18 protein-coding genes are annotated in these 23623 nt (G+C 67.1%); 9 read left to right on the top strand and 9 right to left on the bottom strand.

The genetic code is table 11. The annotated features are described in order from the left end of the window. Positions 1–200: 200 nt before the first annotated feature. The gene (locus WJ16_RS00545) at positions 201–1022 is read right to left on the bottom strand and encodes a transporter substrate-binding domain-containing protein (protein WP_069255415.1); all 822 of its coding nucleotides are present in this window, start codon (positions 1020–1022) and stop codon (positions 201–203) included. Positions 1023–1171: 149 nt separating this feature from the next. Here WJ16_RS00545 and hemE point away from each other — a divergent pair, with 149 nt between their 5' ends. From hemE to WJ16_RS00565, 4 genes are all read left to right on the top strand, one after another. Continuing rightward, positions 1172–2266: a uroporphyrinogen decarboxylase gene (hemE, locus tag WJ16_RS00550; protein WP_279610525.1), complete on the top strand. Its 1095-nt coding sequence runs from the start codon at positions 1172–1174 to the stop codon at positions 2264–2266. 450 nt (positions 2267–2716) lie between these two features. After that, a complete protein-coding gene (locus WJ16_RS00555; RefSeq protein WP_069255416.1) occupies positions 2717–4978 on the top strand; it encodes a primosomal protein N' in 2262 nt (753 codons plus the stop codon). Positions 4979–5360: 382 nt separating this feature from the next. Then, positions 5361–9293: a trifunctional transcriptional regulator/proline dehydrogenase/L-glutamate gamma-semialdehyde dehydrogenase gene (putA, locus tag WJ16_RS00560; RefSeq protein WP_069255417.1), complete on the top strand. Its 3933-nt coding sequence runs from the start codon at positions 5361–5363 to the stop codon at positions 9291–9293. A gap of 84 nt (positions 9294–9377) precedes the next feature. Next, complete coding sequence (locus tag WJ16_RS00565; protein WP_069255418.1) at positions 9378–10517, top strand: branched-chain amino acid ABC transporter substrate-binding protein; 1140 nt, start codon at positions 9378–9380, stop codon at positions 10515–10517. A 135-nt stretch (positions 10518–10652) separates the two neighbouring features. Here the strand turns inward: WJ16_RS00565 and WJ16_RS00570 are convergent, their stop codons facing one another. From WJ16_RS00570 to WJ16_RS00585, 6 genes are all read right to left on the bottom strand, one after another. Further along, positions 10653–11063, bottom strand: coding sequence for an OmpA family protein (locus WJ16_RS00570; protein WP_069255419.1), 411 nt, complete (start codon positions 11061–11063; stop codon positions 10653–10655). Then, on the bottom strand, positions 11056–11724 hold the full coding sequence (locus tag WJ16_RS32645; RefSeq protein ID WP_076605847.1) for a M35 family metalloendopeptidase: 669 nt from the start codon (positions 11722–11724) through the stop codon (positions 11056–11058). Before WJ16_RS32645 ends, WJ16_RS00570 begins: the two co-directional genes overlap by 8 nt. Positions 11725–11728: 4 nt before the next feature. Continuing rightward, positions 11729–12274 carry a PAAR domain-containing protein gene (locus tag WJ16_RS00575; RefSeq protein ID WP_076605848.1) on the bottom strand — a complete coding sequence of 182 codons (546 nt, stop codon included), beginning with the start codon at positions 12272–12274 and terminating at the stop codon, positions 11729–11731. Between the two features lie 10 nt (positions 12275–12284). Continuing rightward, the gene (locus WJ16_RS00580) at positions 12285–12944 is read right to left on the bottom strand and encodes a PAAR domain-containing protein (protein WP_069255420.1); all 660 of its coding nucleotides are present in this window, start codon (positions 12942–12944) and stop codon (positions 12285–12287) included. Positions 12945–13142: 198 nt separating this feature from the next. Then, positions 13143–13436, bottom strand: a complete 294-nt coding sequence (locus WJ16_RS35195) for a contact-dependent growth inhibition system immunity protein (protein WP_167375375.1) — start codon at positions 13434–13436, stop codon at positions 13143–13145. Between the two features lie 332 nt (positions 13437–13768). Next, positions 13769–15421: an acyl-CoA dehydrogenase family protein gene (locus tag WJ16_RS00585; protein ID WP_069255421.1), complete on the bottom strand. Its 1653-nt coding sequence runs from the start codon at positions 15419–15421 to the stop codon at positions 13769–13771. A 119-nt stretch (positions 15422–15540) separates the two neighbouring features. Between WJ16_RS00585 and WJ16_RS00590 the strand changes: the two genes are divergently transcribed. The 4 genes from WJ16_RS00590 to WJ16_RS00605 all read left to right on the top strand — a co-directional run bounded on the left by WJ16_RS00590 (position 15541) and on the right by WJ16_RS00605 (position 19879). Continuing rightward, positions 15541–16209: a TetR/AcrR family transcriptional regulator gene (locus WJ16_RS00590; RefSeq protein ID WP_069255422.1), complete on the top strand. Its 669-nt coding sequence runs from the start codon at positions 15541–15543 to the stop codon at positions 16207–16209. A 210-nt stretch (positions 16210–16419) separates the two neighbouring features. Beyond that, a complete protein-coding gene (locus WJ16_RS00595; protein WP_069255423.1) occupies positions 16420–17574 on the top strand; it encodes a pyridoxal phosphate-dependent aminotransferase in 1155 nt (384 codons plus the stop codon). Between the two features lie 70 nt (positions 17575–17644). Continuing rightward, the gene (locus WJ16_RS00600) at positions 17645–18433 is read left to right on the top strand and encodes an ABC transporter substrate-binding protein (RefSeq protein ID WP_069255424.1); all 789 of its coding nucleotides are present in this window, start codon (positions 17645–17647) and stop codon (positions 18431–18433) included. 15 nt (positions 18434–18448) lie between these two features. Continuing rightward, entirely contained in the window at positions 18449–19879 is a 1431-nt protein-coding gene (locus tag WJ16_RS00605) for an FAD-binding oxidoreductase (RefSeq protein ID WP_069257912.1), read from the top strand. Between the two features lie 45 nt (positions 19880–19924). Here WJ16_RS00605 and WJ16_RS00610 read toward each other — a convergent pair whose 3' ends face one another. After that, positions 19925–20497: a PadR family transcriptional regulator gene (locus WJ16_RS00610; protein ID WP_069255425.1), complete on the bottom strand. Its 573-nt coding sequence runs from the start codon at positions 20495–20497 to the stop codon at positions 19925–19927. A 68-nt stretch (positions 20498–20565) separates the two neighbouring features. After that, positions 20566–20997, bottom strand: coding sequence for a Cd(II)/Pb(II)-responsive transcriptional regulator (gene cadR / locus WJ16_RS00615; RefSeq protein ID WP_069255426.1), 432 nt, complete (start codon positions 20995–20997; stop codon positions 20566–20568). A gap of 82 nt (positions 20998–21079) precedes the next feature. On the opposite strand from cadR, the gene WJ16_RS00620 reads away from it, so the two are divergent. Next, positions 21080–23620, top strand: coding sequence for a heavy metal translocating P-type ATPase (locus WJ16_RS00620; protein ID WP_069255427.1), 2541 nt, complete (start codon positions 21080–21082; stop codon positions 23618–23620). Positions 23621–23623: the final 3 nt, after the last annotated feature.

Genomic DNA, 23623 nt, shown 5'->3' on the forward strand with positions numbered 1-23623 from the left:
TTCGTCGGAAAGATTTTGAAACGTGATCGGCGGCCGCGAAAGTCGGCCGTTCGGCCGATTCGGCGGCTTCGGGCCGGTTTGGCGGCGCCGGCGCACCGCGTCGAAGTGTAACGGCGGCCCTTCGGCCGCCGCCGCGCAGCGACTTTCGCGGGGCGGCGGCGGGGTCGGTGCCCGTTACCGACCGCCGCGCGCGAACCCGCTCACTTCAGCCACTTGTCCGAAACCGCCCGGTATTCGCCGGTCGACAGCGCGAGATGCAGCCACTGGTCGACGTACTGCTGGAACACGACGTCGCCGCGCGGCACCATGTACGCCTTCTCGCCGAACTGGAACGGCTTGTCCGGATGCACCGAGCACAGGCCCGGATTCAGCTTTTGCTGCAGCAGCGTCTCGGACGCATCCGTCACCATCACGTCCGCCTTGCCTGCGAGGATCTGCTTGAAGATCGTTACGTTGTCCGGATAGACGGACAGCGTGGCGTGCGTGAAGAACTGCTTCGCGAACCGCTCGTTGGTGCCGCCCGGGTTCACGATCACGCGCGTTTCGGGCCGGTCGATCTGCGCGACGGTCTGGTATTTGTCGGCATCCGCGCAGCGCACGATCGGTGTCTTGCCGTCCACGACGTACGGCTGCGTGAAGAACGCGCGCTTCTGGCGCTCGAGCGTCGTCGAGACGCCGCCCACCGCGATGTCGCATTTCGCAACGAAGTCGCCGGTGAGGCTCGGCCAGCTCGTCTTCACGAAGTCGGTCTTCACGCCGAGCGACTTCGCGAGCGATTCGGCCATGTCGATGTCGATGCCCTCGAAGCGGCCGTCCGCACGATAGTACGAATACGGCTTGTAGTCGCCCGTCGTGCACACGCGCAGCGTGCCGCGCGCGATGACGTCGTCGAGCCGCGACGCGCCGGCCGCCGTGGAAGCGGCCGCCGCGGAAGCGGGTGCGGCGGCGCCCGCGCCGGTCTGCGCGTGCGCGGCGGCGCAGCAAAGCAATGCGGTCGCGGCGAGTGTGGCGAATGGCTTCATCGGTCTCCTCCTTCGTTGCGTTCGATATGAGCGTCCGATCATAACGGAGCCATCGCGCGCGTCATATGGCCGCCATTGCGTCGGCATGCGCGGCCTGGCGGCGGCTGTCCGGTAAAATGCCGCTTTGCCCTCGCATCGTCGCTCCTACCGTGGCCCATACCCTGCTCAACGACACCTTCCTGCGTGCGCTTCTGCGCGAGCCGACCGACTACACGCCGATCTGGCTGATGCGCCAGGCCGGCCGCTACCTGCCCGAATACAACGCGACGCGCGCGCGCGCCGGCAGCTTCCTCGGTCTCGCGAAGCAGCCCGACTACGCGACCGAAGTGACGCTGCAGCCGCTCGAGCGCTTTCCGCTCGACGCCGCGATCCTGTTCTCGGACATCCTGACGATCCCCGACGCGATGGGCCTCGGCCTCGACTTCCAGGTCGGCGAAGGGCCGAAGTTCGCGCATCCGGTGCGCACCGAGGCCGACGTCGCGAAGCTCGCGGTGCCGGACATCGAGGAAACGCTCGGCTACGTGACGGGCGCCGTGCGCGAGATCCGCCGCGCGCTGACCGATGGCCAGGGCCGCCAGCGCGTGCCGCTGATCGGTTTCTCGGGCAGCCCGTGGACGCTCGCGTGCTACATGGTCGAAGGCGGCGGGTCGGACGATTTCCGCACGGTGAAGTCGATGGCGTATTCGCGCCCCGACCTGATGCACCGGATCCTCGACGTGAACGCGCAGGCGGTGGCCGCGTACCTGAACGCGCAGATCGAAGCCGGCGCGCAGGCCGTGATGATCTTCGATACGTGGGGCGGCGCGCTGGCGGACGGCGCGTACCAGCGTTTCTCGCTCGACTACATTCGCCGCGTGGTGTCGCAGCTCAAGCGCGAGCACGACGGCGAGCGCGTGCCGGTGATCACGTTCACGAAGGGCGGCGGGCTGTGGCTCGAGGAAATCGCGGCGACCGGCGTCGACGCGGTCGGGCTCGACTGGACGGTGAATCTCGGCACGGCGCGCGAGCGCGTCGCCGGGCGCGTCGCGCTGCAGGGCAACCTCGATCCGACGATCCTGTTTGCGCCGCCCGCCGCGGTGCGCGAACAGGCGCGCGCGGTGCTCGACAGCTACGGCAACCATCCGGGCCACGTATTCAACCTCGGGCACGGCATTTCGCAATTCACGTCGCCCGATCACGTCGCGGAACTCGTCGACGAAGTGCACAGCCACAGCCGCGCGATCCGGCGGGGTGCTGCGGGCTGATCGCGGCGCCGTCATGTTGCGCTGCGGCGTGACGACGTTTCGTTGCTGCAACTAAACAGGGCGCAACCCCGCACCGGTCGCCGCTTCAGTGCTTGTCAAGACTTGACTTATACACATTTTCCACGTTGCAGCGCGGTAGAGCCCCGTATCGGTCAATTCGTCTTGCTATGGTTCGGTCATTTGAATAGCAGCCTTATGGAATAAGGCTCCGCGGGGCGCCGCAACACGCGGCCAAAATCAGCGGAAAGCGCGGCCCCGCGCGCGTTGCGGCCGGCGAGCGTCGAGTTCTCAACAAAGTTATCCACAGGCTGGGCAGGGTATACGGCGATTCCTAATGCGAATCCAAAACTTAGCGCGGAATCTGAAGTTTTACTTTAAGTTCGCCGCCTCGCCGCGGGCGAGGCTCCCGGCCGTCCACACGCGTGCGGCGCATGCCGCCGGAGCGCCGCGATGAGCGGTACCTATCTGCGCGTCGCGCTCGATCATCCGCTCGCCACCCTGTTCGACTACCGCTGCGACGCGCAACCGGCGCCCGTGCCGGGCACGCTCGTGCAGGTGCCGTTCGGCAAGCGGCAGGCGGTTGGCCTCGTCTGCGAAGTGACGACTCACACCGACGTGCCGCCGTCGCGACTGCGCGCGGTCGACGCGATCTGCGCCGACTTGCCGCCGTTGTCGGCGGAGTGGCTCGCGCTCGTATCGTTCGCCGCCGATTACTACCAGCGCGGGCGCGGCGAAGTCGCGCTGCCGGCGCTGCCGCAGGCGCTGCGCGATGCCGGGCGCTGGGGGCGGCTGCTCGCGCCGGAGGTGCGCTACCGGCCGACGGAGGCCGGCCGCGCGGCGCTGCCCGATGCGTTGCCCGCGCGCGGCGCCGCGCTGCGGCGGCTCGCGCAGGCGCTGGTCGACATCGGCTCGCTGGCGCTGCCCGACGCGCGCGCGCTGCATCCGAAGGCGGCCGCGACGCTCGACGACTGGGCGGCGCGCGGCTGGGTCGACGTCGAGGAAATCGGCTGGGCCGACGCGCCTGTGCCCAAAGCTGTGGATAACCTGTTGGCAGCCGGTGGACGAACCGTGCCGCCGGCGCTCACGGACCAGCAGGCCGAGGCGCTCGACGCGATCCGCGCCGCGCAGGGTTTCGCGCCGTTCCTGCTGCACGGCGTGACGGGCAGCGGCAAGACCGAGGTCTATCTGCACGCGCTCGCGTCGCTGCTCGATGCGCGGCCGGACGCGCAGGCGCTCGTGCTCGTCCCCGAAATCAACCTGACGCCGCAGTTCGAAGCCGCGTTTCGCGCGCGCTTCGCGGGCGCACTCGCCGACGATGCGATCGTCACGCTGCACAGCGGGCTCGCCGAAGGCGAGCGGGCGCGCAACTGGCTCGCGGCGCACACGGGCCGCGCGCGGATCGTGCTCGGCACGCGCCTCGCGGTGCTCGCGTCGATGCCGACGCTCGCGCTGGTCGTCGTCGACGAGGAGCACGAACCCGCATACAAGCAGCAGGAAGGGCTGCGCTATTCGGCGCGCGATCTCGCCGTGTGGCGCGCGAAGCAGCTCGGCATCACGGTCGTGCTCGGCTCGGCGACGCCGTCGCTCGAAAGCTGGTGGCAGGCCGAGCAGGGCCGCTACACGCGGCTCACGCTGTCGCGCCGCGCGGTGGCCGACGCGACGCTGCCTTCCGTGCGGCTGATCGACCTCGAAGAGGAGCGGCGGCGCGGACGCGCGTCGATGGGCGGGCTGTCGGGGCCGCTCGTCGCGGCGCTGAAGTCGCGGCTCGAGCGCGGCGAACAGAGCCTCGTCTTCCTGAACCGGCGCGGCTACGCGCCGCAACTCGCGTGCGATGCATGCGGCTGGGTTGCGGGCTGCCCGCGCTGCAGCGCGTACGTCGTGCTGCACAAGCCCGAGCACGCGCTGCGCTGCCACCATTGCGGCTGGGAGGCGCGCATTCCGCGGTCGTGCCCCGAGTGCGGGAACGTCGACATCGCGCCGCTTGGGCGCGGCACGCAGCGCATCGAGGAGGCGCTCGCCGAGGCCGTGCCGGGTGCGCGCGTGCTGCGCATCGACGCGGACAGCACGCGGCGCAAGGGCAGCGCGCAGGCGCTCTTTTCCGATGTGCACGCGGGCGAGGTCGACATCCTGGTCGGCACGCAGATGATCGCGAAGGGGCACGATTTCCAGCGCGTGTCGCTCGTCGGCGTGCTCAACGCCGACACCGCGCTGTTCTCGCACGACTTCCGTGCGAGCGAACGGCTGTTCGCGCAGCTGATGCAGGTGAGCGGCCGCGCGGGCCGCGCCGGGCTGCCGGGCGAGGTGCTCGTGCAGACGCGCTACCCGCGCCACGCGCTGTACCACGCGCTCGGGCGCCAGGACTACGTCGGCTTCGCGAATTCGACGCTCGGCGAGCGCCGCGACGCGCACCTGCCGCCGTTCGTCTACCAGGCGCTGCTGCGCGCCGAAGGGCGCACGCTCGATGCGGCGCTCGCGTTCCTGCTGCAAGCGGCGGCCGCGCTGCCGGGGCTGCCGGGCGCCGATCGCGTGACCGTTTACGACGCGGTGCCGATGACGATCGTCAAGGTCGCGAACGTCCACCGCGCGCAGTTGCTCCTCGAAAGCGCATCGCGGGCGGCGCTGCAGCATGCGCTGCGCGCATGGCAGCCGGCGCTGCGTGCACTGAAGGGCGTGCAGCGGTGGAGCGTCGAGGTCGATCCGCTGGATATCTGAGCGGCGCTCGCGCGAGCGCCGCGCTTTCGCGCTGCCGCATGGACGCCCCGGCCGCCGGGCCGGGCGCCGTCGAATCGTCTCACGCCGCCCGGGCGCACCCGAGCGCCGCACCCGCCGTCACCCCAGTGCAACCCGTTTTCGACCGCCGCCACCGGCGCGGAAGGCGGCGCACGTGTGCCGAACCGGGCCGCTCAGGGAAAACACCGATCCTCCGACCACGGGCAACTCCTAGGTTGCAACCACATAAGTGGCTGATTATATTGGCTAACTCATGGGTGCAACCTGCCTCGCAATTTGGTTGCACCTTTTTATTGCGTGCCGTAGGATTTCGCGCATCCTCTCACACCACATTGCCGGGCTCGCACCGGCGCACGAACCCACCATGGCAAGCACGACTCTCGGCGTCAAAGTCGACGACCTTCTCCGCTCGCGCCTCAAGGACGCCGCCGCGCGTCTCGAGCGCACCCCCCACTGGCTGATCAAGCAGGCGATCTTCGCGTATCTCGAGCGGATCGAGCACGGCCAGCTGCCGCCCGAGCTGTCGGGGCACAGCGGCGTGACGGAGCTTGCCGACGGTCAGGCGGCGGACGGCGACGACGACAACTCGCCGCATCCGTTCCTCGAGTTCGCGCAGAACGTGCAGCCGCAATCGGTGCTGCGCGCGGCGATCACGGCCGCGTACCGCCGGCCCGAGCCGGAATGCGTGCCGTTCCTGCTCGGCCAGGCGCGTCTGCCCGCGAACCTGCAGGCGGACGTGCAGGCGCTCGCGACGAAGCTCGTCGAGGCGCTGCGCGAGAAAAGCTCGGGCGGCGGCGTCGAAGGGCTGATCCACGAGTTCTCGCTGTCGAGCCAGGAAGGCGTCGCGCTGATGTGTCTCGCCGAAGCGCTGCTGCGCATTCCGGACCGGGCGACGCGCGATGCGCTGATCCGCGACAAGATCAGCAAGGGCGACTGGCGCTCGCACGTCGGCCACGCGCCGTCGCTGTTCGTGAACGCGGCGACCTGGGGGCTGATGATCACCGGCAAGCTCGTGACGACCAACAGCGAAGCCGGGCTGTCGTCGGCGCTCACGCGCCTGATCGGCCGCGGCGGCGAGCCGCTGATCCGCAAGGGCGTCGACATGGCGATGCGCCTGATGGGCGAGCAGTTCGTCACCGGCGAGACGATTTCCGAAGCGCTCGCGAACAGCCGCAAGTACGAAGCGCGCGGCTTTCGCTACTCGTACGACATGCTCGGCGAAGCGGCGACGACCGAAGAGGACGCGCAGCGCTATTACGCGTCGTACGAACAGGCGATCCACGCGATCGGCAAGGCGGCCGGCGGCCGCGGCATCTACGAAGGCCCGGGCATCTCGATCAAGCTGTCGGCGCTGCATGCGCGCTACTCGCGCTCGCAGCAGGACCGCACGATGAGCGAGCTGCTGCCGCGCGTGCGCGCACTCGCGCTGCTCGCTCGCCGCTACGACATCGGCCTGAACATCGACGCGGAAGAAGCCGACCGGCTCGAGCTGTCGCTCGATCTGCTCGAGGCGCTGTGCTTCGACCCGGATCTCGCGGGCTGGAACGGCATCGGCTTCGTCGTGCAGGGCTACCAGAAGCGCTGCCCGTTCGTGATCGACTACCTGATCGATCTCGCGCGCCGCAGCCGTCACCGCCTGATGATCCGGCTCGTGAAGGGCGCGTACTGGGATACCGAGATCAAGCGCGCGCAGGTCGACGGCCTCGAAGGCTATCCGGTCTACACGCGCAAGATCTACACCGACGTGTCGTACCTCGCATGCGCGAAGAAGCTGCTCGCGGCGCCGGATGCCGTGTATCCGCAGTTCGCGACGCACAACGCGTACACGCTGGCCGCGATCTACCATCTCGCGGGCCAGAACTACTACCCGGGCCAGTACGAATTCCAGTGCCTGCACGGGATGGGCGAGCCGCTGTACGAGGAAGTCACCGGCCGCGACAAGCTGAACCGTCCGTGCCGCGTGTACGCGCCGGTCGGCACGCACGAGACGCTGCTCGCGTACCTGGTGCGCCGCCTGCTCGAGAACGGCGCGAACACGTCGTTCGTGAACCGCATCGCGGATAAAACCGTGTCGGTGAAGGAACTGGTCGCCGATCCGGTCGACGAAGCGTCGAAGGTCGTGCCGCTCGGCGCGCCGCACGCGAAGATCCCGCTGCCGCGCAACCTGTACGGCGACGAGCGTCCCAACTCGATGGGCCTCGATCTGTCGAACGAACACCGTCTCGCGTCGCTGTCGTCCGCGCTGCTCGCGAGCGCGCATTTCCCGTGGCGCGCGGCGCCGATGCTCGCCGACGACACGCTCGCCGACGCACCGGCCCGCGACGTGCGCAATCCGGCCGACCAGCGCGACCTGGTCGGCACGGTCAGCGAAGCGACGGCCGAACACGTGAGCGCGGCGCTCGCGCACGCGGTGGCCGCCGCGCCGATCTGGCAGGCGACGCCGGTCGACGCGCGCGCCGATTGCCTGGTGCGCGCGGCCGACCTGCTCGAAGCGCAGATGCACACGCTGATGGGCCTGATCGTGCGCGAAGCCGGCAAGTCGCTGCCGAACGCGATCGCGGAGATCCGCGAAGCGGTCGACTTCCTGCGCTACTACGCCGCGCAGATCCGCGACGAATTCTCGAACGACACGCACCGTCCGCTGGGCCCGGTCGTCTGTATCAGCCCGTGGAACTTCCCGCTCGCGATCTTCATGGGCCAGGTCGCCGCGGCGCTCGCCGCCGGCAACACGGTGCTCGCGAAACCGGCCGAACAGACGCCGCTGATCGCCGCGCAGGCCGTGCGCCTGCTGCGCGAGGCCGGTGTGCCGGCCGGCGCGGTGCAGCTGCTGCCGGGCACGGGCGAGACCGTCGGCGCGGCGCTGGTAGCCGATCCGCGTACGCGCGCGGTGATGTTCACCGGCTCGACCGAAGTCGCGCGCCTGATCAACAAGACGCTCGCCGCGCGCCTCGACCCGGACGGCAAGCCAATCCCGCTGATCGCCGAAACGGGCGGCCAGAACGCGATGATCGTCGACTCGTCGGCGCTCGCGGAGCAGGTCGTCGCGGACGTGATGCAGTCGTCGTTCGACTCGGCCGGTCAACGGTGCTCGGCGCTGCGCGTTCTGTGTCTGCAGGACGACGTTGCGGACCGCACGCTGACGATGCTCAAGGGCGCGATGCACGAGCTGGCGCTCGGCAACCCGGACCGGCTGTCGACGGACGTCGGCCCGGTGATCGACGGTGAAGCGAAGCAGACGATCGACGCGCACGTCGCGGCGATGAAGGACAAGGGCCACGCGGTCACGCAACTGCCGATGCCCGATGCATGCGCGCACGGCACGTTCGTGCCGCCGACGCTGATCGAGATCGGCAGCATCGACGAGTTGAAGCGCGAAGTGTTCGGCCCCGTGCTGCACGTGGTGCGCTATCGCCGCAGCCAGCTCGACAAGCTGCTCGAACAGATCCGCGCGACCGGTTACGGGCTGACGCTGGGCATCCACACGCGGATCGACGAGACGATCGCGCACGTGATCTCGAACGCGCACGTCGGCAACATCTACGTGAACCGCAACGTGATCGGCGCGGTGGTCGGCGTGCAGCCGTTCGGCGGCGAAGGGCTGTCGGGCACCGGCCCGAAGGCCGGCGGCGCGCTGTACCTGCAGCGCCTGCTCGCGACGCGTCCGTCGGGCCTGCCGCGCTCGCTCGCGCAGATGCTGATCGCGGACGGCGCGGTCGAAGGCGATGCACGCGGCAACCCGGCGGCAGCGCTCACGACGCTGCGCGACTGGCTGATCGAGCAGCGCGAACCGGCGCTGGCCGCACGGTGCGACGGCTATCTCGCGCAGGTGCCGGCCGGCGCGACTGCCGTGCTGACCGGGCCGACGGGCGAGCGAAACACGTATACACTCGGCCCGCGCGGCACGGTGCTGTGTGTCGCGGCGACGCCGGGCGGCGCGCGTGCGCAGTTCGCCGCGGTGCTGGCCACCGGCAACCGCGCGCTGTTCGCCGGTGCTGCCGGCGAGGCGCTGGTCGCCGCGCTGCCCGCGTCGCTGAAGGCGCACGCGGCGGTGCGCAAGCAGGCCGACGCGCCGTTCGACGCGGTGCTGTTCGAAGGCGACAGCGACGAACTGCAGACGCTCGTGAAGGACGTCGCGCAGCGGCCGGGCCCGATCGTATCGGTGCAGGGCGTATCGGTGGGCGCGTTCGAGAACGGCGATGCGGAAGATTACGCGCTGGAACGGCTGCTGACGGAGCGCTCGGTGAGCGTGAATACGGCGGCGGCCGGCGGCAATGCAAATTTGATGACGATCGGCTGACCATCCTTGCCGTTCGGATCAAACAAAGGAAGCGGCAAGGCGATCCCGAAGCCGCTCCATTTACCCTGGTACCAAGGAGATGCTATGCAACACACGATGAAAAAGGTGGCAGGCGCGACGTTCGTCGCGGTCATGTCGCTGGCGGGGACGGCCCATGCGGATGACGTGAAGATCGGTTACGCAGGGCCGATGACGGGCGCGCAGGCGCACTACGGCAAGGATATGCAGAACGGGATCGTGCTCGCGCTGGAAGATTTCAACGCGACGAACCCGAAGATCGGCGGCAAGCCCGTGAAGTTCGTGCTGAGCACGCAGGACGACCAGGCCGACCCGCGCACGGGCACGACGGTCGCGCAGAAGCTCGTCGACGACGGCATCAAGGGCATGCTGGGCCACTTCAACTCGGGCACGACGATCCCCGCATCGCGCATCTACGCGAACGCCGGCATTCCGGAAATCGCGATGGCGACGGCGCCGGAATACACGCAGCAAGGCTACAAGACGACCTTCCGCATGATGACGTCCGACACGCAGCAGGGCTCGGTGGCGGGCACGTTCGCGTCGAAGGATCTCGGCCTGAAGAAGATCGCGATCGTCGACGACCGTACGGCGTACGGCCAGGGTCTCGCCGACCAGTTCGAGAAGGCCGCGAAGGCCGGCGGCGCGACGATCGTCGACCGTGAATTCACGAACGACAAGGCAGTCGACTTCAAGGCGATCCTGACCAAGATCAAGGCGACGAAGCCGGACCTCGTCTACTACGGCGGCGCGGATTCGCAGGCAGCGCCGATGGTCAAGCAGATGAAGACGCTCGGCATCAGCGCTCCGCTGATGAGCGGCGAAATGGTGAAGACGCCGACGTTCCTGAAGATCGCGGGCAACGCGGCGGAAGGCACGATTGCTTCGCTGGCTGGCCTCCCGCTCGAGGAGATGCCGGGCGGGAAGACCTACGCCGACAAGTACAAGAAGCGTTTCGGCGAAGAAGTGCAGACCTATTCGCCGTACGCGTACGACGGCGCGATGGCGATGCTGAACGCGATGAAGAAGGCCGATTCGACCGATCCGGCGAAGTACCTGCCGGTGCTCGCGAAGAGCGACATGGCGGGCGTCACGTCGACGCACGTCGCGTATGACGCGAAGGGCGACCTGAAGAACGGCGGCATCACGATGTACAAGGTCGAGAAGGGCGAGTGGAAGCCGCTGAAGAGCATCGGCGGGAAGTAAGCCGCCAGTGATGTGATGCGGGCGGCGGCGCATGCCGCTGCCACGCCGATCATGCGAAAAAGCCACCGGGCCGTTGGGCCGGGTGGCTTTTTCTTTGGTGAAGCAGTTATCGCCGTGACTGGCGACGGCATGACGTTACTTGCCGTCACAGCACTTGTTGGGGCAATCGGGCAGGAAGGAAATTTCCACACGCCGCCCATCGTCTACGTCGCCATGCGAATAGACGCGAGCGCTCGTCTTGATGGTTCCGCGTAAAAAATCCAGTTGCTCCAGCAGCGCATACGCGGCCTGCATTCTTGATTGCGCAAGGGCCGGTGCTCTCTGTTCACTTTCCTCCGCATGACCGCTGATCAGCGTCGTTTCTTTGGCGAAGTGATTTGCGTAACTGATTTTTTGATCGGCCGTCCATTTTGCAATACGGGCGATCTCGGCATTCGATATGCTCGAGCTATCTCTCGAGAAGTAGATGTCAAAATTCTCGCTGGCGATGCATGAAAATGCTGGATTGGAGGTGAGAAGGCTCAGGGTAAGAGTAAACTTAAGCATTGTAAATTACGTATCCCGCAATACTGTCGGCATTGTTGATTGCTTGATTCGGACTTTCGGCTCCGAGCGTCAAGCACTCCTCCATAAAGTATCGATGATCCCGGGTTCCCATTGTGTCGTCAAAGTGACTCACCTCATGAATTAGAGTGGAAACTACGGAATCCTTTTCCCATGAAAAATCGCGCATCGTACAAAAATCGGGATGTATTGCGATTGTGTGGGTCACGGTATCCGGCGAGCACACTGATGCGGCGACCCCGGACTTATTCGGGTTTGGAACGCACCCAATATGCTTGAAGCGCTCGCTATCCCATCGCGTAAAATTGTAGCCAGTGAGTGTTTTCAGCACTCGGGAAATTGCAGTCAACCCTCTTAATAGCGTCATGCGGGTGTCTTCGTCTGTTTTGCCGAACCACTGTAGTACGCGTGCTCTATCAGCATCGGACCAGCGCTGCAAATCCTTGATTCTTTTATCCACGAAAGAAACGGCATGATCGCGCTTGCTCAATACCATTTCTCGGAACTCCTTGTTTGTCATGTTTTGACATATTCTTTCGGTATTGATCGTGACTTCCACCATCGACCCGGGATTGGTGTTGGTGATTGCACCCGAGTGTACGAGGAACCATTCCCCGCCATCATTTATATCAAAATTCTTCATTACTTTAATGTTCCGTCGTATAGATTTTCAGGGATGCCGACGCATCGGTAACGATTCGCCGCGTCTGCCCGGCCGTATCGGTCGTGCCTGAGAAGATCTGCCCGGTGTCGGTAACGATTCGATAGCGGATGTTCGCGAGCGGGAGGCGGGTGTCATCGAGCAAGGTGAATTGCTGGTCATGTACGGCAACCGATCGAGCAAACGAGCGGCCGGTTGCATCGGGATTGCGCCTATTTAGCATCGCAGCCTCTCCCGCAGTGAAAATCATCCGCATGCCGCGTTCGGCATGGAAGATCGGCGGTGGATTGCATCCGCAAACATTGATATCCCCGCTTAACGCCCATTGTTTGCCGTTCGGGCCGGTACCAGGCCAGCGCGGTCCTTGCGGTGCGATGTATCCTTCGCGCTTGCAAGCCGAGCAGTAGGTCTTCATGTCGAGCGTGGCGATAGGGACGCTGGGCGGCGGATTGGAACAGGTCACGGTGTCGAGGCCTTCGATAATCACCGCATTCCCGGCGCGGTCGCCTTTGGCAAGAAAGTAGCGGATCATGGGAACTGCCTCAGTGAGACATGGGCGGGCGGGTGACGACACTAAATGCAACGGACGCTGCCGCGCCCTGTCGTTCCGGACTATCGGTGATCGTGTCGCCGTTATCGAGTTCACTGCCGACGAATGCGAGTGGTGCAAAGTCGGGCCTGTCGGCCAAACCCAGACCGCTTATGACGCGCGCGGTTGAGCCGTCCGGATAGTGGACCAGATCGCCCAATACAGCAGCCTTGCCCAAGTGTGGTGCGACTTCCCATGTGCTGGACGGTTCGCGCAATGCGCCGCCGCGCGCTGTTGTCGCGCCACGTACTGCCAGCCTGTAGGCAGGCGCTGAGGACGGCGGTACGTAGGTCGGATCGAACAACCCCTCAACGCTTTGCCCATTGGGCACGTGAATGCCCCATGAGGTGCGCAGCGTTTCGATAATGCGGTCGCCATTGCTCAATCGGCTGCCGACCAACGCGAACGGGTTGCCCCCGCTATGGTTGTTTCCCGCACCGTCGATGATCGCGGCTTCGCTACCGTCGTCGTAGGTCACCACGTCCCCCACGCAGGCCACTTCCAGTCCGGCCAACGTCAGGCTGCTGGTTGCGGTGGTGACGCGTCCGCCGCGGTCCGTGAGTACGCCAACGGTAGCGAAAAGATAGGTCGGTGCTTTGTGTTCGTTATTCATCCGGATTCCCCGTTTCAGTAAATGGAACGACAGCCTAGAGACGCTATTCCAGATAAGAAACATCGATCAATCGGACAAGTATGATTAAGTATTGCTAATTTATATTACTAGTTCTATTTTTTCTATCGTATAGGCCACGCATGCGGCAGGTTTGTTTTTTACTCGCCGAGCAGTTCCGCGCCGCGAATTTGATGGCTGCTATTGCAGGTTTTTCTGCAGAGCGTCGAAAAAGGACGCAGTGGTGAATCCCCGCAGTTTGGGATTGAAATCATGCCCGTAGGCTTCCAGGAACACTTCATCCAGATCGGAACTAAAACGCTGCTGAAATGACTCTATTTCGTGCAGCAATTCGAGTGCTTCCGCTCGCGTGCTTTCGTTTTTGTAGCATGTGATGATTTCGTCGAAGGTATTTCCCCAGAGGTCCGAATCCTGCCCTAGATATGACCCTAAATGGTGAAAAGTCGAGGATATTCCTGAGCGTTCATTTTCAATTGATCAGATACGACGTGACAATATAGAAAGGCATTCCGTTGAATAACGGTGCCTTCAAGGCAACGAAGTTAATACATTGATTGAATGGATATTTTTCGAGATTGGCGGTGACGGGGCGAATCTCTGAGCCGGCGCGGCTTGTCGGCGGACGCAAGGTTCACAAACTGTAAATTGGAACGACCTGGACGCCGACCCAACCGGCTTGCGATGACATCACCCAGGTCGCTCGATCACCTGCACGTGCGCTCTCCGGCGCAAACACCGGCGCGATCACACCTGCAAGCGAGATACCATTGGTAGCCCCCGACCGAATCGCGCGGTGAAGCGCCCCATCAGCCCGGATACGCCCGCCCGAGCAACGCCCCGACATCGATCGCCCGCGGATCGAAACCGCCCGCAATCCTTCCCCAGGACGATTCGCCGAGCCGCGTCGCAATGAACGCGTCCGACACCGCCGCCGGCGCCTCGCGCCGCAGCAGGCACGCCTGCGCGACCAGCGCGAGCCGCTGCGCGAACAGACGCGCCGACGCCTCCAGCATGTCGGCCGGCGCCGCCAGCATCGCGCGCAGCGTGTCGAGCGCCGCGCGAATGCGCGGTTCGCCCGCGCCGAGGTCGGCGAGTTCGGCGAACAGCGCGGCGGCCGCGTCGGGCTCGCGCGACACCGCGCGCAGCACGTCGAGGCACATCACGTTGCCCGAGCCTTCCCAGATCGAGTTGACGGGCGCTTCGCGAAACAGCCGCGCGATCGGACCGTCGTCGACGTAGCCGTTGCCGCCGAACACCTCCATCACTTCGCCGGTCAGCTCGACCGCGCGCTTGCACACCCAGAATTTCGCGGCGGGCGTGACGATTCGCTTCCACGCGCGTTCGCGCGGCGAGTCGTCGCGCTCGAACGCGTCGGCAAGGCGCATCGCAAGCGAGAGCGCGGCTTCGCTTTCGAGCGCGAGATCAGCGAGCACGGTGCGCATCAGCGGCTGGTCGGCGAGCGCGCGGCCGAACGCGTGGCGCTGGCGCGTGTAGGCGATCGCCTGCACGACGCCCTGGCGCAGCATTGCCGCGCTGCCGAGCACGCAGTTCAGCCGCGTGTAGGTGGCCATCTCGATGATGGTCGGAATGCCGCGGCCTTCGTCGCCGAGCATGATGCCCCACGCGTCGTTCAGCTCGACCTCGCTGCTCGAGTTGCTGCGGTTGCCGACCTTGTCCTTCAGCCGCTGGATCTCGACCGCGTTCTTCGTGCCGTCCGGCCGCCAGCGCGGCACGTAGAAGCACGACGGGCCGCCGGCTTCGGTGCGCGCGACGACGAGGTGCGCGTCGCACATCGGCGCGGAGAAGAACCACTTGTGGCCGCGCAGTTGGTATTCGCCGCCGCGTCCGCCGGCGCCGACGGCGGTCGCGAGCGTCGTGTTCGCGCGCACGTCGGAGCCGCCCTGTTTCTCGGTCATGCCCATGCCGAACCAGATCGCGCGCTTGTCGGCGACCGGCACGTCGCGCGGGTCGTAGTCGTCGCTGTAGAGCTTGTCGCGCAGCAGATCCCACAGTGCCGGTTCCTTCTGCAGCACGGGGATCGCCGCCTGCGTCATCGTCGCCGGGCACAGCGTGCCGGCCTCGATCTGGCCATGCAGGTAAAAGCCGGCGGCCGTCGCGGCCCAGCGGCCGCGGCGCGTATCGCGGAACGCGAGCGACACGAAGCCCTCGCGGCGGTACTGGCCGAGCAGCGCGTGCCACGCCGGGTGGAAGTCGACGCGGTCGATGCGCCGGCCGCGCCGGTCGAACGCGCTCAGTTCCGGCGGATGGCGGTTCGCTTCGTCGGCGAGCCGGGCGTTGTCGGCGCTGCCGAGCCGCGCGCCGTATGCGTCGAGCTGCGGCACGGCCCAGTCGGCGCCCGCGCGGGCAAGCGCGTCGCGCAGCGCGATGTCCGTCGCGAAGAGGTTATAGTCGACCAGTTCGTCGAACTGGTTCGTGACGGCGTGAGTCGCTTCGGTCATCGAGGTTGTCTCCGGTCTCATGCTTCGCGGGCAGCCGGCGCGGTGCCGCCCGGATCGCGCTTCGGCGCGGGTTCCGGCGCCCGGTAAACGCATTCCCTGCTGAATTCAGAGTAGCAAATATGCCGCCGCGACATGTTCAGGTTCCGGCGCCGCCCGGCCAGCCGGCGGCGCAACCCGCGCCCGCGTTGCGCCGCCGGCCGCGCCAGTCGCGCGCGCAGGCGAGTTCCGACGCGCTGCAGCAGGCGTTCGTTCAGCTTTTGCTCGAACGCGGCTACGCGCAGGCGACGATCCGCGAGATCGCGGCCGTCGCGGGCGTGAGCATCGGCACCTTCTACGAGTATTTCGGCGACAAGCAGAGCCTCGCGGCGCTCTGCATCCACCGGTACGTGCAGGCGCTGGCCGACCGGCTGCGCGAAGTCGTGGCGCAGCGGCGCGGCGCGCCGCGGGCCGAACTCGCCGTCGCGCTGGTCGATCTCCAGGCCGATGCGATCGGCGCCGACGCGGCGCTGTGGGCCGCGCTCTTCGCGCTGGAACGGCAGGTGTCGCCGCTCACCGCGTATCGCCGGCACTACGACGCGTATGTCGCGCTGTGGCGCGACGCGCTCGCGCATGCGGCCGATCCGCCGCCGGCTGCGCGGCTCGACGGGCTCGCGCGGATGGCGCACACGCTCTGTTACGGCGGGCTGTCGCAGGCGTTGCTGACGCTCGGGCCCGCGTTCGACATCGCCGCGCTGCGCGACGAACTGCGGACCGTGCTGCTCGCCTACCTGGCGGCGGCCGGCCCGTGAAGCCTCCTAGGGGTAATGCCTGATTCGCATACCACCCCGGCAGGCGAGCCTTGTTGCTGCGTGCCGCTTTCCAAGAGCCATGAGAAAAATGCATGGCCGCCATGACGAACTTTCGATTGTCCGCCGATATTGGCTCGGGCTAAATCATGCGGTGGAAGCAGGCCGCGTGCGTCGCGCGGGGCCGCCTGAAGGACATCAGAAGGAGGAGTCATGCGAAGCGCCACCGCGCCCCGTTCGAAACTGCCCGACGTCGGGACGACGATCTTCACGGTGATCGGCCAACTGGCGGCTCGACACGATGCATTGAACCTGTCGCAAGGCGCGCCGAATTTCGCGCCCGATCCGGCGCTCGTCGAAGGCGTCGCCCGCGCGATGCGCGACGGGCACAACCAGTACGCGCCAATGGCCGGCGTCACGGCGCTGCGTGAACGGCTCGCCGAAAAGACCGAAGCGCTGTACGGCGCGCGCTACGACCCGGCCACCGAGATCACGGTGATCGCGAGCGCGAGCGAAGGGCTCTACGCGGCGATCAGCGCGCTCGTGCATCCGGGCGACGAGGTGATCTACTTCGAGCCGTCGTTCGACAGCTATGCGCCGATCGTGCGGCTGCAGGGCGCGACGCCGGTGGCGATCAAGCTGTCGCCCGAGCACTTCCGCGTGAACTGGGACGAAGTGGCCGCAGCCATCACGCCGCGCACGCGGATGATCATCGTCAACACGCCGCACAACCCGACCGCGACGGTATTCTCGGCCGACGATCTGGCGCGGCTCGCGCAACTCACGCGCGACACGGGCATCGTGGTGTTGTCCGACGAAGTCTACGAACACGTCGTGTTCGACGGCGCGCAGCACCAGAGCATGGCGCGCCATCGCGAGCTGGCGGAGCGCAGCGTGATCGTGTCGTCGTTCGGCAAGTCGTTCCACGTGACCGGCTGGCGCGTCGGCTACTGCCTCGCGCCGGCCGAGCTGATGGACGAGATCCGCAAGGTGCACCAGTTCATGGTGTTCGCGGCCGATACGCCGATGCAGGTCGCGTTCGCGGAGATCCTCGCGCGGCCGGACAGCTATCTCGGCCTGTCGGCGTTCTATCAGGCCAAGCGCGACCTGCTCGCGCGCGAGTTGGCCGATTCCCGTTTCGAGCTGCTGCCGAGCGAAGGCTCGTTCTTCATGCTCGCGCGCTTTCGCCACTTCTCGGACGAAAGCGACAGCGATTTCGTGCTGCGCCTGATCCGCGACGCGCGCGTCGCGACGATTCCGCTGTCGGCGTTCTATACCGACGGCACCGACGCCGGCGTGATCCGGCTCAGCTTTTCGAAGGACGACGCGACGCTGGTCGAAGGCGCGCGGCGGCTGCGTTCGCTGTAGGCCCGTATGAAAACCGGCGACGGGCATCCGGCGACGGGCGCGTCGCATCGACCAGACACAGGAGATCACGATGAAGCACACGACCACCCTGAAACTCGCGTTCGCACTCGCGTGCGCAATCGGCTCGGGCGCGGCGCTCGCCGACGCGCAGACGCTGCGTTTCGGCCTTGAAGCGCAATACCCGCCGTTCGAATCGAAAGCGCCGAACGGCGACCTGCAGGGCTTCGACATCGACGTCGGCAATACCGTCTGCCAGACGGCGAAGCTGTCGTGCAAATGGGTCGAGACGTCGTTCGACGGGCTGATTCCCGCGCTGAAGGGGCGCAAGTTCGACGCGATCAACTCGGCGATGAATGCGACCGAGCAGCGCCGCCAGGCGATCGATTTCACGACGATCATCTATCGCGTGCCGACCCAGCTGATCGCGCGCACCGGCAGCGGCCTGCTGCCGACGCCCGAATCGCTGAAGGGCAAGCGCGTCGGCGTGCTGCAGGCATCGATCCAGGAAACCTTCGCGAAGGCGCACTGGGAGCCGGCCGGCGTCGCGATCGTCGCGTACCAGGACCAGAACCAGGCGTATGCGGATCTGGTCGCGGGCCGTCTCGACGCGACGCTCGTGCTCGCACCGTCGGGCCAGCGCGGCTTCCTGTCGCGTCCGGACGGCAAGGGCTTCGCGTTCGTCGGCCAGCCGGTGCACGACGACAAGATCCTCGGCAGCGGCATCGCATTCGGGCTGCGCAAGGGCGACAGCGCGCTGAAGGCGAAACTCGATGCGGCGATCGACAAGCTGAAGGCGGACGGCACGGTGAAGTCGCTCGGGCTGAAGTATTTCGGCGATATCGACATCTCGGCGAAGTAAGTGCAGCCGCGCGCGATGCAGAACCGGAACACGGCCGCCGCGAGCGGCGAACCGGCGGCCGTGCCGCTGTCGGGCGACGCGCTCGAAGCCGTGCTCGTCGCCGAGCTGGGCGAGGCGCTCGTTACGCGAGCGGCCGACATCGACCCGCGTTACTTCACCGCGTACAACGAGCCGGCTGGCGTGCGGCCGCGCGCGCTGGTGCGCCCGCGCAGCGTCGACGACGTGTCGCGCACGCTCGCGCTGTGCGCGCGGCTCGGCCAGCCGGTCGTGCCGCAAGGCGGCCTGACGGGGCTCGTGCGCGGCGCGGTCGCGCTCGGCGGCGAGGTCGTGCTGTCGATGGAGCGTTTCGCGGGCATCGAGGCGCTCGACGCGGCGGCCGGCACGATCACCGTGCGCGCCGGGACGCCGTTGCAGACGGTGCAGGAAGCCGCGCAAGCGGCGGGCTTCACGTTCGGTGTCGATCTCGGCGCGCGCGGCTCGTGCCAGATCGGCGGCATGCTCGCGACCAACGCGGGCGGCACGCGCGCGATCCGCTACGGGATGATGCGCGAGCAGGTGCTCGGGCTCGAGGCCGTGCTCGCGGACGGCACGGTCGTGTCGTCGATGAACCGGATGCTGAAGAACAATGCGGGCTACGACCTGAAGCAGCTGTTCATCGGCAGCGAGGGGACGCTCGGCGTCGTCATGCGCGCGGTGCTGCGGCTGCATCCGTTGCTCGCCGCGCCGGCCACGGCGCTCTGCCGCGTGCGCGACTACGATGCGGTGCTCGCGCTGTGGAACAGCATGCGCATGCAGCCGGAAGTCGTCAGCTTCGAGGCGATGTGGCCGGCGTTCTACGACTACGTCGCGCGTCATACGCCGGGCGTCTCGGCGCCGTTTGTCGGCGACGACGGCTTCGCGGTGCTGATCGAATGCGCGACGAGCGCGCCGGGCGGCGATGCGCACCATGCGCTGGAAACCGCTCTGGCGGCCGGGTTCGACGCAGGGCTCGTGGAGGACGCGGTGCTCGCGACGTCGGAGCGGCAGGCGCGCGACCTGTGGACGTTGCGCGAAGGTCTCGCGATCGATGCGCTGCCGCATCTGGTCAACTTCGACGTGAGCTTGCCGACCGGCGAACTCGGCGCATTCGCCGAGCGTTGCGACGCGGCGTTGCGCGCACGCTGGCCGGATGCGACGTGCCTGTTCTTCGGCCATGTGGGTGACGGCAACGTGCATATCGGCGTATCGCTGGCGGGAATGACCGACGCGGACCTCGATGCGCTCGATCACGGCGTGTACGCGGTGGTGCGGGACATGGGCGGTTCGGTGTCGGCCGAGCACGGGATCGGCGTGCTCAAGCGCCCCTATCTCGCGCATACGCGCAGCGACGCGGAAATCGGCCTGATGCGCCGCCTGAAGGCCGCGCTGGACCCGCTCGGCATCCTGAATCCCGGCAAGGTGCTCTGATCGCGACGATGCCCGTTGCCGGCGGATGCTGGCCGGTGCGACGCGTCAGCCGTCCACCCAGCGCAGCGCGCCGATCTTCAGGTGTTCGACGACGCTGCGCGCCCATTCGAGTTCGGCGTTGAGCAGCACGAGCGCATGCTCGTTCTGCAGCAGGAACAGGCGCGGCACTTGGTCGGCCTGTGCGGTGGCGCGCAGCGTTTCGAGACGTTCGCGCTCGGCATCGAGCCGGGCGATCCGAAGCTCGAGCTGATGGCGTGCATCTTCGGCGTCGAGCAGCGGCAGGAATGCGAGGCCGGCGCCGAACGCCGGGAATTCGCGCGCGGGCTCCGCGAGCAGCGCATGCAGCCACGCCTGCCCGGCCGTGTGCCCGGCCTCGGTCAACGCATACAGCGTGCGCTCCGGAAACGCGCCGTCGCGCTCGGTGTCGTGCACGGCGATCAGCCCGTCGCGCAGCAGCCGGTCGATCGTCTGGTAGAGGCTCGTGCGCTGCCGCACGTTGACGACTTCGTCGTACCCGCGAGCCTTCAGTTGCTGCAGCATCCCGTACGGATGCATCGGCGTTTCGGTGAGCGTCGCGAGGACGGCCAGCGCGAGCGGGGACGGTCGACTAGTAGACATGAATAGTTATCATATACCTAGTTATAATATAACTATTCTCTATCAGACTATCTTGTTTTACAAGGGTTTCAGCCGAGGTGCGAACGCTTCGCGGCCGGTGCGGCGGTTTCCATCGTCGCAAGACCGTGCACGATGCCGCAATCCTCGACCGAGTGCTCGCCAACGCACTGGCGGCGCAATTCGGAGAGCTGGTTGCGCAGGTGCGTGAGTTCCGCGAGGCGCGCGTCGACGTGCCCGATGTGTTCGTCGAGCAGCGCATTGATCGAATCGCACGGATCGGCCGGCGCGTCGGTAAGCCGCAGCAGCGAGCGGATCTCGTCGTGCGCCATGTCCAGCGCGCGGCAGTTGCGGATGAAGCGCAGCCGTTCGACGTGCACGTCGGTGTAGCTGCGGTAGTTCGAATCGGTGCGCTCCGCATCCGGCATCAGCCCCTCTTTCTCGTAGAAACGGATCGTCTCGGGCGTGCAGCGGGCCGCTTTGGCCAGTTCGCCAATCTTCATGACCTTTCTCCGGTGTAAGGGTTGACCTTGTAGTGGCTTCAGGGTGTTAACTCTACACCGTCAAGCCACAAAGGAGGTTGTCATGACCGACGCCCAGCGTACCCCCGACCCACGACACCGTCATGCCGGCGGCGCCGATGCATGCTGCGCCGATGAGGGCGACACGCAACTGGCGACCGTTGCCGATGCGGCGCCGGCGGCCGGCGAGCACGCGCACGGCAAGGCCGCATCGCGCGGCCACGACCATGACCACGATTACGGCCATACGCACGACGAAACGCATGCGCACGGAGCGTCGTGCTCGCACGGGCATGCCGCGCATGGCGAAGCGGGCCACGATCACGCCGCGCACGACCATGCCGGTCACGACCACGACCACGACCACGACCACGACCACGACCACGACCACGCAGCCGGCGACTGCTGCGCGCCTGCCGCGCTGACGCTCGCGCCGCTGCCGGTCGCGCAGGCGACCGCGTCGGGCCACGTGCGCTCCGCGTTCCGGATCATGCAGATGGACTGCCCGACCGAGGAAACGCTGATCCGCAAGAAGCTCGGCGGGATGAGCGAAGTGTCGGCGCTCGAATTCAACCTGATGCAGCGGATGCTGACCGTCGAGCACGTGCCGGGCGCCCAGCCGGCGATCGAAAGTGCGATCCGCACGCTCGGGATGACGCCCGAGGCGGCAACGGCGGGCGCACCGGCGCCGCGCGTCGCCGACGCGCCCGCGAAGCCGTGGTGGCCGCTGGCGCTGGCCGGCGTCGCCGCGATCGCGTCCGAGGGTGCGACGTGGGCCGGCCTGCCCGTCTGGCTGTCGGCGGCGCTCGCGCTCGCGGCGGTGCTCGCGTGCGGGCTCACCACGTACAAGAAAGGCTGGATCGCGATCCGCAACGGCAACCTGAACATCAACGCGCTGATGAGCATCGCGGTGACGGGGGCGATGGCGATCGGCCAGTGGCCGGAAGCCGCGATGGTAATGGTGCTGTTCACGATTGCCGAGCTGATCGAGGCGAAGTCGCTGGACCGGGCGCGCAATGCGATTCAGGGCCTGATGCAGCTCGCGCCGGACACCGCGACCGTGCAGGACGCCGACGGGTCGTGGCGCACGATCGAGGCCGCGCAGGTGCCGCTCGGCGCGGTCGTGCGCGTGAAGCCGGGCGAACGGATCGGGCTGGACGGCGAAGTCGTCGCAGGCCGTTCGACGGTCAACCAGGCGCCGATCACCGGCGAGAGCCTGCCGGTCGACAAGACGACCGGCGACGCCGTATACGCGGGCACGATCAACGAATCGGGTTCGTTCGACTATCGCGTGACGGCGGTCGCGGCCAACTCGACGCTCGCGCGGATCATCCACGCGGTCGAGGAAGCGCAGGGCGCGAAGGCGCCGACGCAGCGCTTCGTCGACCAGTTCGCGCGCGTCTATACGCCGATCGTGTTCGCGGTCGCGCTGCTGGTGGCGGTGGTGCCGCCGCTCGTCACGGGCGGTGCATGGCAAGACTGGATCTATCGCGCGCTGGTGCTGCTCGTGATCGCGTGCCCGTGCGCGCTGGTGATCTCGACGCCGGTGACGATCGTGTCGGGGCTCGCGGCCGCGGCGCGACGCGGGATTCTGGTGAAGGGCGGCGTCTATCTGGAAGAAGGGCGCAAGCTCGCGTGGCTCGCGCTCGACAAGACCGGCACGATCACGCACGGCAAGCCGGTGCAGACCGACTTCGACCTGCATGCGGACGACGCCGACGACGCGCGTGTCCGGTATCTCGGCGCGAGCCTCGCGGCGCGCTCCGATCACCCGGTGTCGCAGGCGCTTGCCACTGCGGCGCGCGACGCCGGCACGACGGCCTTCGCCGATGTCAAGGAGTTCGAAGCGATCGTCGGGCGCGGCGTGCGCGGCACGATCGACGGCACGCGCTACTGGCTCGGCAATCACCGGCTCGTCGAGGAGCTCGAGCGTTGCTCGACGGCGCTCGAAGCGAAGCTCGACGTGCTCGAACGGCAGGGCAAGAGCGTCGTAGTGCTGGTCGACGAAGTGCGCGTGCTGGGCATCTTCGCGGTGGCCGACACGATCAAGGACACGAGCCGTGAAGCGATCGCCGATCTGCACGCGCTCGGCATTCGCACGGCGATGCTGACGGGCGACAACCCGCATACCGCGCAGGCGATCGCGCAGCAGGCGGGCATCGACGATGCGCGCGGCAACCAGTTGCCGGAAGACAAGCTCGCGGCGGTCGAGGAACTGTCGGCCGGCGGCGCGGGCGCGGTCGGGATGGTCGGCGACGGGATCAACGATGCGCCGGCGCTCGCGCGTGCCGATATCGGTTTCGCGATGGGCGCGATGGGCACCGACACGGCGATCGAGACGGCCGACGTCGCGCTGATGGACGACGATCTGCGCAAGATTCCCGCGTTCGTGCGGCTGTCGCGCGCGACGCACCGCGTGCTGGTGCAGAACATCGGCTTCGCGCTCGGCGTGAAGATCGTGTTCCTCGGCCTCACGGTCGCGGGGCTCGGCACGATGTGGATGGCAGTCTTCGCCGACGCGGGCGCGAGCCTGATCGTCGTGGCCAACGGTTTGCGGCTGCTGTCGTCCTCCGGGGCGTTCGGCGGCGCGCAGGCCGCGCGTTGAGGA

This window comes from Burkholderia metallica, assembly GCF_001718555.1.
Classification (GTDB): domain Bacteria; phylum Pseudomonadota; class Gammaproteobacteria; order Burkholderiales; family Burkholderiaceae; genus Burkholderia; species Burkholderia metallica.

Coding starts and splice junctions, on each gene's coding strand:
- WJ16_RS00545 (WP_069255415.1), bottom strand. CDS start 1,022: ATGAAGCCATTCGCCACACTCGCCGCGACCGCATTGCTTTGCTGCGCC.
- WJ16_RS00555 (WP_069255416.1), top strand. CDS start 2,717: ATGAGCGGTACCTATCTGCGCGTCGCGCTCGATCATCCGCTCGCCACC.
- putA (WP_069255417.1), top strand. CDS start 5,361: ATGGCAAGCACGACTCTCGGCGTCAAAGTCGACGACCTTCTCCGCTCG.
- WJ16_RS00565 (WP_069255418.1), top strand. CDS start 9,378: ATGCAACACACGATGAAAAAGGTGGCAGGCGCGACGTTCGTCGCGGTC.
- WJ16_RS00570 (WP_069255419.1), bottom strand. CDS start 11,063: ATGCTTAAGTTTACTCTTACCCTGAGCCTTCTCACCTCCAATCCAGCA.
- WJ16_RS32645 (WP_076605847.1), bottom strand. CDS start 11,724: ATGAAGAATTTTGATATAAATGATGGCGGGGAATGGTTCCTCGTACAC.
- WJ16_RS00575 (WP_076605848.1), bottom strand. CDS start 12,274: ATGATCCGCTACTTTCTTGCCAAAGGCGACCGCGCCGGGAATGCGGTG.
- WJ16_RS00580 (WP_069255420.1), bottom strand. CDS start 12,944: ATGAATAACGAACACAAAGCACCGACCTATCTTTTCGCTACCGTTGGC.
- WJ16_RS00585 (WP_069255421.1), bottom strand. CDS start 15,421: ATGACCGAAGCGACTCACGCCGTCACGAACCAGTTCGACGAACTGGTC.
- WJ16_RS00590 (WP_069255422.1), top strand. CDS start 15,541: ATGCCGCCGCGACATGTTCAGGTTCCGGCGCCGCCCGGCCAGCCGGCG.
- WJ16_RS00595 (WP_069255423.1), top strand. CDS start 16,420: ATGCGAAGCGCCACCGCGCCCCGTTCGAAACTGCCCGACGTCGGGACG.
- WJ16_RS00600 (WP_069255424.1), top strand. CDS start 17,645: ATGAAGCACACGACCACCCTGAAACTCGCGTTCGCACTCGCGTGCGCA.
- WJ16_RS00605 (WP_069257912.1), top strand. CDS start 18,449: ATGCAGAACCGGAACACGGCCGCCGCGAGCGGCGAACCGGCGGCCGTG.
- WJ16_RS00610 (WP_069255425.1), bottom strand. CDS start 20,497: ATGTCTACTAGTCGACCGTCCCCGCTCGCGCTGGCCGTCCTCGCGACG.
- cadR (WP_069255426.1), bottom strand. CDS start 20,997: ATGAAGATTGGCGAACTGGCCAAAGCGGCCCGCTGCACGCCCGAGACG.
- WJ16_RS00620 (WP_069255427.1), top strand. CDS start 21,080: ATGACCGACGCCCAGCGTACCCCCGACCCACGACACCGTCATGCCGGC.